The 13,734-nt window shown below is 59.4% G+C and carries 8 protein-coding genes and 2 pseudogenes; 3 read left to right on the top strand and 7 right to left on the bottom strand.

From position 1 onward, the window contains the following. Positions 1 to 45: 45 nt before the first annotated feature. Complete coding sequence (locus tag NW840_RS12360) at positions 46 to 2,286, bottom strand: hypothetical protein (RefSeq protein WP_414344590.1); 2,241 nt, start codon at positions 2,284 to 2,286, stop codon at positions 46 to 48. A gap of 320 nt (positions 2,287 to 2,606) precedes the next feature. After that, positions 2,607 to 3,530 (bottom strand): annotated as a pseudogene (locus NW840_RS12365) (IS630 family transposase). Between the two features lie 178 nt (positions 3,531 to 3,708). On the opposite strand from NW840_RS12365, the gene NW840_RS12370 reads away from it, so the two are divergent. The 3 genes from NW840_RS12370 to NW840_RS12380 all read left to right on the top strand — a co-directional run bounded on the left by NW840_RS12370 (position 3,709) and on the right by NW840_RS12380 (position 9,731). Then, on the top strand, positions 3,709 to 3,876 hold the full coding sequence (locus NW840_RS12370) for a hypothetical protein (RefSeq protein WP_083757636.1): 168 nt from the start codon (positions 3,709 to 3,711) through the stop codon (positions 3,874 to 3,876). Positions 3,877 to 3,996: 120 nt separating this feature from the next. Continuing rightward, positions 3,997 to 6,285: a single-stranded-DNA-specific exonuclease RecJ gene (gene recJ / locus NW840_RS12375; RefSeq protein ID WP_414344592.1), complete on the top strand. Its 2,289-nt coding sequence runs from the start codon at positions 3,997 to 3,999 to the stop codon at positions 6,283 to 6,285. Between the two features lie 134 nt (positions 6,286 to 6,419). After that, complete coding sequence (locus tag NW840_RS12380) at positions 6,420 to 9,731, top strand: AAA family ATPase (RefSeq protein WP_414344593.1); 3,312 nt, start codon at positions 6,420 to 6,422, stop codon at positions 9,729 to 9,731. 5 nt (positions 9,732 to 9,736) lie between these two features. On the opposite strand, the gene NW840_RS12385 is transcribed toward NW840_RS12380, so the two are convergent. The 5 genes and pseudogenes from NW840_RS12385 to NW840_RS12405 all read right to left on the bottom strand — a co-directional run bounded on the left by NW840_RS12385 (position 9,737) and on the right by NW840_RS12405 (position 13,563). Next, a complete protein-coding gene (locus tag NW840_RS12385) occupies positions 9,737 to 10,162 on the bottom strand; it encodes a GerW family sporulation protein (protein WP_414344594.1) in 426 nt (141 codons plus the stop codon). Positions 10,163 to 10,227: 65 nt separating this feature from the next. Then, a complete protein-coding gene (locus tag NW840_RS12390; RefSeq protein WP_414344596.1) occupies positions 10,228 to 10,491 on the bottom strand; it encodes a DUF2973 domain-containing protein in 264 nt (87 codons plus the stop codon). Further along, positions 10,491 to 10,802: a DUF2605 domain-containing protein gene (locus NW840_RS12395; protein ID WP_414344597.1), complete on the bottom strand. Its 312-nt coding sequence runs from the start codon at positions 10,800 to 10,802 to the stop codon at positions 10,491 to 10,493. The genes NW840_RS12390 and NW840_RS12395 overlap by 1 nt, the downstream gene beginning before the upstream one ends. Before the next feature lie 50 nt (positions 10,803 to 10,852). After that, positions 10,853 to 12,334: pseudogene (locus NW840_RS12400) on the bottom strand (cobaltochelatase subunit CobN); the annotation flags it as partial. Between the two features lie 50 nt (positions 12,335 to 12,384). Continuing rightward, positions 12,385 to 13,563 (bottom strand): transaldolase, encoded by a 1,179-nt coding sequence (locus NW840_RS12405; protein ID WP_414344598.1) that lies wholly within the window; start codon positions 13,561 to 13,563, stop codon positions 12,385 to 12,387. Between the last annotated feature and the right edge of the window lie 171 nt (positions 13,564 to 13,734).

The following is a 13,734-nucleotide window of genomic DNA, read 5'->3' on the forward strand; positions in this document are numbered from 1 at the left end:
CCGTACTGAACATATTATACATTATTTTCAGTATAGTTGAGCTTATTATTGACTAGAGTCATGCTCTCCCACCGTGCGGCACCCCGACAAACGGGCAGAATACCCCCCATCCGCAAAGAACTTGAAAGTGCTATGCCTCCGGCACCCTACCGGGAACCGCACCGCTACCGCGACCGTGGTTGCCTTCAGGCCGGTACACTCGCCAATGACCGCGGTCAGCTTGCCCCCCGACTGTTGCCAGCGGCTGAGGATGTCTTGGATCTGGGGCCGATCCAGCAAGCCCGCTGCCTGCAAGTTTTGGAACAGATGCCTGGCCCATGGGGTGAGTTCTGCCAACAAGGGATCCGTCGGCGTATCCTCAGGAGTGTCGGCGTCGGTCTCGGGTTCCTCCGGTCTCCCCGTAAGGACTGCGTTTCGCTCACGCAAGCGTGCTGGCCCATCTTTGGCGGTTGAGCCAGAGAAGTTGGCTGCTCTCAACTGAGCCTGCGCTGCCTCGGCGATCAGCTTTTGCTGTTCGTAACTCACCTGCAGCAGACGGTTGCGATTCTGCTCAATCTTGAGATTCTCTTGCAGGGACTCCAGGCTCTGTCGGTAGGCCGCTAGCAGCTCTCGCGCATCTCGCAGTTCCACCGTCAAGTTGGCCTGCTGCTGTTGAAGGGCGCTGAGGCGGGATCCCGTGGTTTTCAGTTGTTGTTGAGCTTGCTCCAAGGCTTCTTGGCGGGCTTGCAGGGATCCCTCCAGTTGGACAATGCGCTGGTCGGCCTCGGCCCGTTCTGCCCTGAGCTGGTGGATCAGGGCTTGGCTCTGCTGCAGTTGCTCCTCCAGTTGAGCAAGGTGTGCTTCGTAGTCACGGTTGGCTGCCATCAGCTGTGCTATTTCCGCTTGCAGTTGTTGTAGCTGCGCCTGTAAGCTTTCCACCTGCTCTGGGGGAACATAGCCGGAAAGCCGCGCCATTTGGGCCTCGTGCTCTTGCTGTAACTGAGCGTAGCGCTCTTGCCACATCTGCAAAGCGGCCCTCAGCTCCGCAATCTGTTGCTCCAAGGCGGCAACCTGCTCTGGCCAGAAGGAATCCAGATGCCGGGATAGAGCAGCCTCTGACTCTGCAGCTTGCTGGGCAAGTTGGGCCTGCAGCTGATCCCGCTCCGATCGGAGCTGCTGGATTTGATGAAGCGCTGCCTCCAATTGGGCGCGTAGGTCAGCCACAACGCTGCTGGGCACCAACTCCGACTGGCGTTTCTGCAGAATCTGGATTTGCTCTTGCAACTGCTCCAGTTCCGACTGGTAGCAATCTTGCTGGGTTTGCAACTGCCGCTGCGCCCTTTGCTCAGCAGCGCGGGCAAGAGCCAGCTCCGTTTCCAGCCTTTGCAGTTGTTCCCGCCAAACCCGCAAATCCTGCTGCAACGTTGCCTGGTGCTGGAGCTCTGCTTGTTGGAGACGGATGGTGGCTTCCAGTTTTTGAATGCGCTGCTGATACTGGCTTTGAAAATCGGCAATCTGCTGGTTCATGTTGGCCAGGATCCGATCCCATTCCTGTTCCTGGAGCTCGATTTGTAGCTGCAAGGCTTCCACTTGCTTGCGGTAGTCGGCCAAGGTGGCCGGTTGAGGCTCATCGGCAAAGGGATCCGAGGCCGCCGCAGCCAATGTTCCAGGGATGGGATCTCCCCCAGCCGCAGATTCAAGACTCGGCGGCTGAACCGTACTCTCTCTCCTGGCCTCTTCGGGTGCAGGCCAATCCTGAGCTGGGTCTTCTCGGCCAGGAATTGTCGATCTTCGGGGGGTAAGCTGAACCTCGGGTTTGGGATCCCTGGCCAAAAAAGGCTGCAGCGCCTCCCACGCATTGGGGGAAGCCATCCGCTGCAGTTGCACCTGGACATCCAAGGCGCGATCCAAAATGGCGGGCTGTACCCAACCTTTCCAGGTGAGGATTTCCCCCAATTTCCGCCCATAGCGACGCTGTTGAGCCAGAGCAACCCGCAATTGCTCGAAATCCAAATGGCCCAGTGCCACCAAAATCTCTCCCAGAGAAAGAGACTGGCTGGGCAGGAAGCGGTAGAGAGCGGCTGGGGTGAGCCAGCCGCGCTCGAGACACACTTCTCCCAACTTGAGGTGGTTTTGCTGTTGCTCTCGCAGAGCCTGAGCCAACTGGGATTGGGAGATCAGACCCGCCCGCAGCAAACGCTGTCCCAGCGGTAAGCTCGACTCAGCCCCGTCGGCAGCAGCACCCCGCCCCTCCAGAAAGGGGAATGGGGTAGAGCCACTCTGGGAGGAAGAGGAGCGCGGAGGCATCAATAAAGTTCCCAGTTTAGGACTGTGTTGTTGCTGTACTTTAGCTTATCGCCCCTCAGGATAAAGCACAAAGAGATGCCAACGCCACATTGACCAGAAAACTGGGTTACAAGCCCCGCCCTTTATGACGGCTTCTTGATACAGTAACTGCGAACTCCGCCAGCTTGTTCGCCTGCGGCGGCACTGAGTGCTTCGTGGTGCAGTACCTCTTACTAGAGGGACATTAGAGGGACAAAGTATCTGGGAGTCTCTTCCCAGTAATTAGGGCGGCGGCATCCCTCTTCGTGCATAGGGATGGAGCAGTACAGCCTGTTAAGGAATCAAGGGGCACAGTAGCAACACCTAGCAAACCAACTTCGGAAGCAGAATGGATTGATGAGTAGTCAAGAGGTCTCTGCTATCTGCTCCATCCCATACTTCCCGGCTCTGGAAAACTGCCGGATAAAAGGCTTCAATACCGACCACATCCTCTCAATCGGATTCAACTCTGGTGCATACACAGGCAGGTCTATGATCCGCGCACCTGTTCCTTGAATCAAACCCTCCACTTCCGAACTCTAATCACCACCTTCCGCGCATCCAGTTCCGGACATGAGTCACTTTGCAAAAACTCCAGAAAATTGCTCTTCTGCATTCCACCCTTGATAACACAACAGCCTACTGCCTCTCTCCAGGAAATAGCTTCAATAATCTTATGTTTTTTCCCTTTGCATCTCTGACGGTAACTGTAAGCTCTTTGACTGCGTAAACTCCGAGATACCCCTCCGTTCCATTGCCTCTCACACCCTTGTCTGGTCTAGAATAGCTATATCTTCCACTGGTATATTCTTGACTTCTTAGCTATAGGCTAATTGTTGCCTTTGCACCTCCTCTTCTCTGATTTTTACACTGCGGTAATTCTTTTTTAGCGTCATTCCTCGCTTTTTTAAAAAGTTGTCTATCGTAACAGCACTCACATCAGTATCCAGTTGCTCTCGTAGCAGTTCTTGATACTACCACGGATAATAGTTCAGGCGCCTTTCAATGACCGTCATAACTTCTTGCCGGTGTTGTTCCAGAATACCTACTCGCTTTGTGCCGACTTTCTTGGGGGATAAATCCTGAGTTTGTTGATACTGATGCACCCAGTGGTGCAGTGTTCTTTGGGTTACCATGAACTGTTCCGCTACCTGGCGAGTGGAGGTCTTGCCTGCCTGATAAGCTGCCACAACTCTTTGGGATAAATCTAACAAATAGGTTGGTATATATCTCTCTTTTCTCTTGGATACTTGTATCCTAATTCATAGGCTGTAATCGGTGAAGTGCCAAAAATGATTCTGATTCTTGTTTCAGCATCGTTGCCGAGCAACCGCTAGGGTGTAGAGACGCGGATCTTCGACAAGAGGATCCCTAGGAAAAAACGAGAAAGAAGGAGAGAAAATCATGTCTGCCAGCACCCTTGTCCGTTGCGCCTGTGAACACTGCAACTGCAGCTTCGAGAGCAGCCAAGGCTATCGCTACGAAGGTCAACTCTACTGCAGCGAAGCCTGTGCCACCCACAATCACGAGCACCCTTCCGCCTGCTGTGTGGCTTCTCACTGCTGCCAGTAGGGTTCAAGGTAGCCCATCATCCCCAGCCCTTTCCTCTGGGATCCATTTCCCCCCTGGGCCGTTTTTGATAGGCTCCTGAGAAGTTCTACTCTTGTCGGCCAAGGGGTCGGCCTAGCTTGCATGGATTACGGCTGGCGCGAAGATACTCCGCACCGCTGGGAGCTGCTGCCCACTCCCCCCCAGTTCAATCCGCAACTGAGCCGGGAATACGGCAAGTATGCGGCCAAGGTGATGGCCCTGCGGGGTCTGCACACCTGGGAGCAGGCGCAGGCCTTCGTGGATCCCGAACACTATTCCCCCACACCACCAGCATCCCTGCCGGATCTGGAGCGGGCGGTGGCGCGGCTGCTGCAGGCACGGGAAAGGGAAGAGACCCTGTGCATTTGGGGGGACTTTGACTGCGATGGTGTCACCAGTACCAGTCTCCTGCTCTCGGCGTTACAACCCTTGGGCTTCCGAGTCCAGTTCTCCATACCGCTGCGCAGCACCGAGGGGCACGGGCTCAATCCTCAACGGCTACAGCAGGTGCTGGCCCAGGGCTGCCAAGTGATCCTGACGGTGGATTGCGGGGTGGGCAATGCTGCCGAAATTGCCATGGCCCAAGTCCAGGGGGTGGACGTGATCGTGACGGATCACCACATGCTGCCGGATCCTCTGCCCCCTGCCCATGCGGTGGTCAATCCCTTGCGGCTGCCGGCTGAACATCCGCTGCGCTTCTTGCCGGGGGTGGGAGTGGCCTACAAGTTGGCGGAGGCGCTCTACCAAGCCCTAGAGATCCCTGGTGTCGAGCAGCACCTGGATCTGGTGGCGGTGGGAATTGTGGCCGATGTGGCGGTGTTGCAGCGGGAGTGCCGCTACTTGGTGCAGCGGGGCCTGCCGGTGCTGGCCAGTACGCAGCGCCCGGGGTTGCGAGCTCTGCTGGCCCAGGTTAGCAACGGCCAGCTCCAGAGGTCGCCGACAGCCCAGGATATTGCTTTTCGCATCGCCCCCAAGTTGAACGTCATTGGCCGCTTGGAAGACGCCAGCTTAGCAGTGGAGCTGCTGACCACCTCCGATCCAGAGCGGGCCCAGGCGCTGGTGCAACGGTTTGTTGCCCTTGACGAAGAGCGCCGGCAGCTCACCCAGCAAGTGATCCAAGAGGCCAGCCAACAGGTAGAGAGCTTGGATCTGACCCGGGAAGGAGCCATTGTTCTGGCGGAAGCCGGCTGGAACCCAGGGGTTCTGGGGATCGCGGCGGCGCGCTTGGTGGAGCAGTATAACTGCCCAACGGTGTTGATTGCCAAAGACGAAGCGGCGGGACGGGGCCATGGGTCGGGTCGTTCCCTGCCAGGGGTGAACCTGGTGGAGGCCATCGAGGCCGTGCGCCCCCTCTTGCGGCGGGGAGGCGGACACCCCATGGCCGCCGGGATCCAAGTGGATCTGGCTTGCCTGGCCGCTGTGCAACTGGCGTTGCAGCGGGAGCTGGCCGCGCGGGTTAGCCCGGATCAGCAGGCTCGCGCCTTGGCGGTGGAGATCGTCATCGATTGGGAGCTTCTGGCCTCTCAGGGCCGGGACGGGGTGGCAGAGCTGGATGAGGTGTATCGGCAATTGCAGCTTCTGCAGCCCTTTGGGCACGGCAACCCCAACCCCGTCGTTGCCTTGATGAACTTCCGTCCCAATAGCTCCAACCTGGGAGTCTCCCGCAATGGCCGCCACCTCAAGTTTGAACTCCAAGGCTCGCCGGGATCCCGTACCCTGTGGTTTTGGCAAGCCGGAGAAGAGCTGGAGCGCTGGCAAAAATGCCAGGCTTTGGACATCGCCCTCCAGTTGGAGGCGGATGACCGGGGCAGACAGCCTTGGCAGGGCAAAGTGCTGGCGGTGCGCCCTGCGGGAGAGTGGCAGGCACCCACCATTTCCGCCCCTCGCCTACAGATCCAAGATTTTCGGCAGAAACCCCTGCCGGATTCGCAGCAGGGGGCCATCTGTTACGACGGGCAGGAGGCCGAGAACTTTGTTCCACCACCAAAAGGGGCAAAGCTGGTGCTGGCCCGCTGGCCCTGGCTACCGGCGGACTTGGCCCAACTGCTGCAACAGGCACAGCCGCAAACGCTGATCCTGACTGCTTCTGGCCACCGCTGGGAGCAGATCCCCCAGCAGATTGCCCAACTGCAAGCGCTGTGGCAAGCAGGCCGACGGGATCCCGAGGATCTGGCTGCAGTAACTGGCTTTCCCCGGCAATGGCTGGCGGAACTGGACGGCCCGGAGCAGATCCCCACCTTGCTGATGGGCCGCCTTCAGGAATCCCAAGCCTTTCACCGCTGGCTGGACGAGGCCAGCCCCACCCAGATTGCCCAACTGTGTCAGCGGCTAATGCAATCGGATCCCCTCTCAAGAGAGACAAGAGAGAAAAGAGAAAAGAACGGAGAGTAGTGAGAAGGGAGTATCCTCACTCCTCTCTCCTCACTTCTCACTCCTCATTGTTGCTCCCCACCGCTGACGCGATACTCTGGATCAAATGGCTCAACCTCATTTTTTCCAGCAACCAGAGCCCCTCAGAGTTTTCCGTGATCCCGGTTCGCCTAACCTTGCACAATTTTCTCTGTTACGCTCACGCCGTTTTGGATCTGCGTGGGATCCATACTGCCTGCATTTGTGGCCCCAATGGGGCAGGCAAGTCTGCCCTGCTCGATGCCCTCACCTGGGGCCTTTGGGGGCAAAGCCGGGCTAGCAATGACAGCGATCTCATCCGCAAGGGGGCCAGCGAAGCCTGGGTAGAGGTGATCTACCGCTCCCGAGGACAAACCTACCGCATCCTGCGCAGCCGTCATCTATCGGGCGAGGGATCCCTGGAGTGGCAAATTCAAACCGGAGAAACCGACGGCCAACCTCGCTGGCGTAGCTTGACCCGCCGCGGCATGCGCGCCACCCAACAGGCCATTCAAAGTCAGCTCAGCCTCGACTACGAGACCTTTATTCACTCCGCCTATCTGCGACAAGGACAAGCAGATGCCTTCACTCTGAAGCGTCCCGGCGAGCGCAAGCAGATCTTGGCCGACATGCTCAAGTTGGGGCAGTACGATTTGCTGGCCGACCGCTGCCGGGAACAGGCGCGCAGTGCCAAACTCAAAGCCGATCTGCTCCAAGAGCGCCTGCAGCAGCTCAACCAACAACAGGCCCACGTTTGCCAAATCCAAGCCGAGCTGGAGCGACTCCAACAACGGCAAACTCATCTGCAGCAGCTCCTAGCCCAGCAACAGCAGGAATTGCAAGCCCTAGAGCGCCTCTACGAACATCGCTGCATCCTGCAGGAGCGCCACCAACACCTTACCCAACACTTGCAAAAGCTCGGCACCAACCTACAGCACACCGAGCAACAGTGGTGTGACCAGCGACAGCACCTGCTCCAGTTGGAAGAGCTGATTGCCCAGAGTGAGGAGATCCTGGCGGGCTACGAACGCTACCAAGCCCTGATGACCCAAGATCGCCATCTCCACCATCTCTTCGAGCAGCAGCAACACCTGCTCCAAGAACACCAAAAGCTCCAGGCCCAGCAAGCCGAGCAGCAGCAGCAGCAACTGCGCAAGATGCAGCGGCTGCAACAGGAGTTGGCCACCTGCCAAGCCCAGGCCCAAGCCGATGCCCAATTGCTGGCAGAACAGGAGCGCATCGAAATCGGCCTGCGCCACTACCAGCAAGCTCAAGAGCGTCTCCAGGCCTTGAACCAAGCCCAAGCGCAAGCCGCCATCCTTCTCCAGCAGCAACAGCATTGGCAAGAGCAAATCCGCCGCGAGCGGGAACGTCTGCAAGCCCGCCTCCAGCTTCTCAGCCAGCAACTGCAAAGCCAGGAAACTCTAGCCCAGCAGCAGCAGCACCTGGAGCAGAAAATTGCCGAAGGAGAGGCCGCCTTGGCAGAGCTGGAGCGACGGCGTCTCTACCAGCAGCGGGTGTTGGAAAAAGTCCAAGAACGGCGGCTGTTCGTGCAAAAGCTCCAGGAACGCCAGCGGGTTCTCCAGCAACAGTGGCAACAGGAAGAAGAACGCTGCCGCCTGTTGGTGACCACCTGGGAGGAAGGTCAAGAGGCGTTTTCCGCTCAAAGTGCTCCGCGAGGCGAACAAGATCAGGGAGAGCGCCGCCCCATCCCCACTTTGGCAAGAGTGACAGCCCTTGTCGAGGAGGCAGCAGAACAAGAGGAGGGATCCCCGGCCCTATCTTCTGTCGGCCAGCCTGCCGAGCCATCCCCTGCAACGCCGACAGCAGAGCCGCAGGGATCCGGCTTTATGGCTCCGCAACGCCGTCGCCACTGGACTTGCCCCCTCTGCGCCCGTCCCCTCAGCCCACGCCTGCGGGATGTGGTGCTAAAAAAACACCGCGAGCGTCAAGAAGAAATTGCCGGCCAACTGTTTGTTATCCGCGAACAACTGGCGGTGGCCGACCGGGAGATCGAACTCTTGCAAGAAGAATACCGCCGTCTTAGCCAAGAACTGGCCACTTGGGATGAGCGCCTGCACCTTCAAGGGCGATTGCAACAGCAGTGGGAAGCCGAGCAGGAGCGCTGTCGGCAAATCCAGCTCTGGCAAGCAGAGGCGGCAGAGTTGAGGGAAATCCTTGACCGGGAAGCTTACGCTCAAGAAGCTCGGCAACAGCTCCAGCAGATCCAGCAGGCCCTGCACCAACTGGGCTATGACGAGCGCGAGCACGCCCTACAACGGGGAGAACTGGAGCGCTGGCGCTGGGCCCTGGGCCGCTCTCAAGAACTCCGCAAGGCCCAAGAGCGCCGCTCTCGCCTCTGCGAGCAAATCGCATCTCTACAGGCACAACTGGAAACCCTGCAACAGGCGGTATCCAAGGACTCCGTCCCGCCAGTGGGATCGGATTCTCCCCTGGCGGAGCGGTTGGCTCAGGTGGAACAGGCGTTAAACCACCTGGGCTACGATGGATCCCTGCACCAGCAGGTGAAAGCCGAACTGGCCCAAGCGCAACTCTGGCCGGTGCGCCTGCAAGCCCTACAGGTGGCCCGCCAGGAACTGCCGGAGGTGGCAGCCCGCACCCAAGCCTTATCCCAACGCCTACAGGAAAGCCGCCAGCACTTTGTCCAGGCCACCCAAGAGTTGGAACGGCTTCAGCAACAACTGGCGGAGCATCCCGAGGTTTTGCCTGCTCAGCTGGAAGGGATCCGCCAAACCCTGCGGGAGCACCGCCGGCGGCTGGATGAGGTGCTGTCTCAGATAGGGGCCGCCCAACAACGGCTACAACAGGCGGTTCAACAGCAGGCGGAACAGGCCGAGCTGGAACAGCAACTGCAACAGGCCCGCCGCCAGCAGCAGGTGTACCAAGAGCTGGCCAATGCCTACGGCCGCAACGGCATCCCCGCCCTGATCGTCGAAAATGTCCTGCCCGAGCTGGAAGCCCAGGCCAACCAGATCCTGGCCCGCCTGACCCAACACCGCCTGCACCTGCAATTGGTTACCCAGCGCTCCGGGCGACGCTATTGCTCACCGGCCAAGCTGTCCTCCGTAGCGGGACGGAGTCCCTATGACACCCTCGACATTCTCATTGCCGATCCCCACGGCACCCGCCCCTACGAGACTTACTCCGGTGGAGAAGCCTTCCGCATCAACTTCGCCATTCGCCTGGCCTTGTCCCGCCTGCTCACCCAGCGCTCGGGATCCGACCTGCAAACCTTAATCATCGACGAGGGGTTTGGATCCCAGGATGCCACCGGACGCGCCCAACTGCTGGCCGCCATCAACGCCATCGCCCCCGACTTTGCCTGCATCTTGGTGATCACCCACATCCCCAGCCTGCAGGATGCTTTCCCCCGCCGCATTGAGGTACAGCCCTCTCCCCAGGGATCCCGCCTCTCCATTCGCGGCTAGTCCCTTCAGGAGTTGCCGGCACGATTTTGCAGCCACTGCTGCAACAGGGGCACCAGAGTCTCGCTGAGTTGGTTCCACTGGTCGGGCTTCTGGACGGTGGTCAGCAGCTCCACTCGCTCGCCTCGGATCACCAGAAAGCCAACCGGCTCGATGCGCACCCCACCCCCCGCTCCCCCAAACAGACTGGCCGGATCCCCGCCGTTGCCGCGACAGCCAGGAGCAGTCTTTCCAAAGTTACCCCCTCCCCCACCCAAGCCAAAATGCAAGGACATGTAAGGGACAATAATCGTCTCACCAATAGTGATCGGCTGACCAAAGGTTTGTCCCGTTTCCGCCAAAACCTTCAGCTTGCCGAGCACCGCCTCCAGCACCGATTCCACGTTGAAGTCGGATCCCATCTCCGTTGACTCGCCCACCAGACGCTCGGGCAAATGGCGCGCAGTACCTTCCCAGGCTAGTGCAGCCACGCCCAAGAGAGAAAGCCCAAGAAACTCCCCTAATCTTCGTCCGGCGAGCCGGAATAGAGATCTTCCAAACGGCTGCGGGCTTCTTCCAAGCTGGCCGAGCGAATCACCAGTAGAGGCTCCTCGGTGAGGTTGCCATCTTCATCCAGCAGCTCTGGGTGAGGGATCCGCTTGCGGGCACGACGAGGAGAGGCCTTGCGCTCTTCCACGCCCAGTGTGATGACATTGGTAACCAAGTTGCGCAGGGCCAAAAAGGCAATGGCCACAAAAGCGATGAGGTAGAGAATCTGCAGCATTACAGGTCGCGGGAGGGGTGAATCTGGCGAAATTGACGGCCCAATTCGGCACATTTCATAAGCAGGCGATGCCATTTTGCCATCAGCCCAGGGTCGATGCCAACCTCTTGATCGGACGCCTGATAAAGCGCTTTGGCTACCTGTAGCTCCGCCTGGGCAGCCAAAACCTCTTCCAGCAAGGACTGCTGCTCTTCTGGGCTGATCAATTCCAGGGTCTCTTCCTGCAAAAAGCGGCGAGAACGCTCAAACCAGTAGCGGTAGTCCTCCAACAGTGGCCCCAGAATCTCTCGCAACAGCTCAGATTTGCTCATGGCCTGGGATCCCTCCACAACTGGTTTGGATGAAAAAATCTTAGCAGAACTTAACCTTCTCTCGCCACGGGAGAGCGGGATTCCAGGTAGGCTTCCATCTCCAGCATCAGGGCTTCGATCTGAGGCAGAAATTCCAGGGCCTGCTCTTGCCAGTAGCCCCGCTGGTGGGCTTCCAGCAGCCGCTCGCTCATGTCCCGCAGCGCCCAGGGGTTGCGGGATCGCAGGAACTGCTGGACTTGGGGATCCAATAGGTAGGCGCGGGCCAGGCCGGCGTACATGAAATCCGGCACAGCATGGGTGGTGACGTCGTAGGCAAAGAGGTAGTCCAGGGTGGCAGCCATCTCGAAGGCGCCCTTGTAGCCGTGGCGCATCACGCCGGCAATCCACTTGGGGTTGATCACGCGGGTGCGATAGACGCGGTCAATTTCTTCGGCCAGGGTGCGGATCTTAGGGTTGTGGGGACGGGCGTGATCCCCGAAGTAAATCCGCGGGTTGCGGCCCTGGAGCGTTCGCACTGCCGCCACCATCCCCCCTTGAAACTGGTAGTAGTCATCGGAGTCCAGCAGGTCGTGCTCGCGGTTGTCTTGGTTGTGGAGCACAATTTGCAGGTGGGCCAATTGCCGCCGCAGGGCTTCGGGGGCCGGCTCTCCCTCGCCATCGGCCCGGTAGGCGTAGCTGCTCCAGTTGAGGTAGGCGCGGGCCAGATCCGCTTCTGTTTCCCAGTTTTGCGCCTCGATCAGCCCCTGTAGGCCGGCCCCGTAGGCCCCTGGCTTGGAACCGAAGATGCGCAGCCGCGCCCGCTCCGCCGCTGCTTGCGTTGGGATCCCTTGCTCCTGCCAGTACTGGGTATCGGCCAGCACGTGGGCCCGCAGGGGATTGTCGGCTTCTGGCTCCTCCAGGTCAGCCACGGCCTGCACGGCCCGGTCAAACAGGGCAATCAGATTGGGAAAGGCATCGCGAAAGAAGCCAGAAATGCGCAAGGTTACATCCACACGGGGGCGGCCCAAAACCGCTACAGGCAGGATCTCGATGTCCACCACCCGTCCTCCATCCCAGCGGGGTTTGACCCCCAAGAGCGCCAGGGCCTCGGCCCAATCGTCGCCGCCAGTTCTTAGAGTTGAAGTGCCCCAAACGGATAGGCCCAGGCGACGGGGATATTCCCCCTGCTCTTGCACGTAGCGCTCCACCAGCCGCTCGGCGGCCAGTGAGCCGACCTGCCAGGCGGTGGGGGTGGGGATGGCGCGAATGTCCACCGAGTAAAAGTTGCGCCCCGTGGGCAACACGTCCACTCGGCCTCGGGTGGGGGCGCCGGAAGGGCCGCTGGGCACATAGCCGCCCCCTAGCCCATGCAGCAGGTTCTCCAGCTCCTGGGGGGTTTGCTGCAGGCGCGGCAGCAGATCCGTCTCGATCCAATGCAGCACCTGCCTGGCTGCTGGCCCCGGCGGCGGATCGTAAGGGATCCCTTGCAGCCGCTGGGCAATCCAGCGGCGGGCTTGCGCTTCCAGGGCGGCCACCCCGTCTCCGATGTGGCGAAAGTTCTCGCCCATAGACCTTGAGGTTTTCCCAGGCCGGCTGCCAGCGGCTAATTCTTCAGATAGACCGCCGCCCCTAGGCCGACCAACATTTCCTCAGGGGTAATTTTGCCATCTTGGTTGGTATCCAGGGCATCGAAAACGCGATCTGCCCCCATCCACTCCTCGCGGGTGATGAAGCCATCCCCATCCAGGTCGTAGAGGCGGAAGACATCCTGGGCGGCGTGGGTAATGGTTTCCTTGGCACCCTCCAGCTTCTGCAGCCGCTCGGTGAGCAGTTTTTCCAGCACCTCCAGCGCTTTGGAGAAGCCCTGGATCCCTTCTTCCAGCTTTTCTGAGGCCATGCGGTTTTCCCGGTGCATCTGGTCGAAGGTAGCTCGATCCATCACCAGGCGGGGAATATCCATCTGCTTGGCTTTTTCTGGATCCAACTTGCGCTCCAGGTAACCCTCGGTGTTCTGCAGCTCCGCCAGCAAGGCGGGCGAGATGGTGAGAAGATCGCAGCCGGCCAACTCGATGATCTCCCCGATGTTGCGGAAGCTGGCCCCCATCACTTCCGTCGGAAAATCGTATTTGCGGAAGTAGTTGTAAATCTGGGTCACCGACTGCACCCCCGGATCTTCGGCAGGAGGGTAGCTCTCCCGGCCCGTGTGTTTCTTGTACCAATCCAAGATGCGGCCCACAAAGGGCGAGATCAGCTTCACCCCCGCTTCGGCGCAGGCTATGGCTTGGTGCAAGCCAAACAACAGGGTAAGGTTGCAGTGGATCCCTTCTTTCTCCAGGATCTCGGCAGCCCGGATCCCTTCCCAAGTCGAGGCAATTTTAATCAGCACCCGCTTGGGATCCGCTCCTGCCGCCTTGTAGAGCTCGATCAGATGGCGGGCCTTGGCGACCGTAGCTTCCGTGTCGTAGGAGAGGCGGGCATCCACCTCCGTCGAGACCCGGCCAGGAATGATGGACAAAATGCGCACGCCAAAGGCCACGGCCAGTTGATCGATGGCGTGGGCCACCACGGTTTTGATGTCGGCTTTGGATCCCAGTTCTTGGCGGGCCTTGAGCAAGGTTTCATCGACAATGCCCTGGTACTGGGGCATTTGGGCAGCCGCTGTGATCAAAGAGGGATTGGTGGTGGCATCCTGCGGCTTAAAGCTCTCGATGGCGTTGATATCCCCCGTATCAGCCACCACGACAGTCATCTGTCGCAATTGCTCCAGCAAGCTCTTGCTCATGTTCGGCTCCTTGAGATTGCGCTACGCGCCGCTTCTGCGACCTAGTTTCAGTGTTACCCATCCCATTCAGGGATCCCGGTAGACATGAGATTGTCTTAATTCTGATACATTCACGCTGAACTCTCCTGAACATGGTTCAGGAAAGAAGCGATCGCATCCTGCCTATCTCTG

The sequence above is a fragment of the Synechococcus sp. R5-13 genome, from assembly GCF_047462015.1.
Taxonomy (GTDB): domain Bacteria; phylum Cyanobacteriota; class Cyanobacteriia; order Thermostichales; family Thermostichaceae; genus Thermostichus.

What these genes read in the sequence shown, in the direction of transcription:
- NW840_RS12360 (WP_414344590.1), bottom strand. Translation starts at nt 2,286, where the DNA reads ATGCCTCCGCGCTCCTCTTCCTCCCAGAGTGGCTCTACCCCATTCCCC.
- NW840_RS12370 (WP_083757636.1), top strand. Translation starts at nt 3,709, where the DNA reads ATGTCTGCCAGCACCCTTGTCCGTTGCGCCTGTGAACACTGCAACTGC.
- recJ (WP_414344592.1), top strand. Translation starts at nt 3,997, where the DNA reads ATGGATTACGGCTGGCGCGAAGATACTCCGCACCGCTGGGAGCTGCTG.
- NW840_RS12390 (WP_414344596.1), bottom strand. Translation starts at nt 10,491, where the DNA reads ATGCTGCAGATTCTCTACCTCATCGCTTTTGTGGCCATTGCCTTTTTG.
- NW840_RS12395 (WP_414344597.1), bottom strand. Translation starts at nt 10,802, where the DNA reads ATGAGCAAATCTGAGCTGTTGCGAGAGATTCTGGGGCCACTGTTGGAG.
- NW840_RS12405 (WP_414344598.1), bottom strand. Translation starts at nt 13,563, where the DNA reads ATGAGCAAGAGCTTGCTGGAGCAATTGCGACAGATGACTGTCGTGGTG.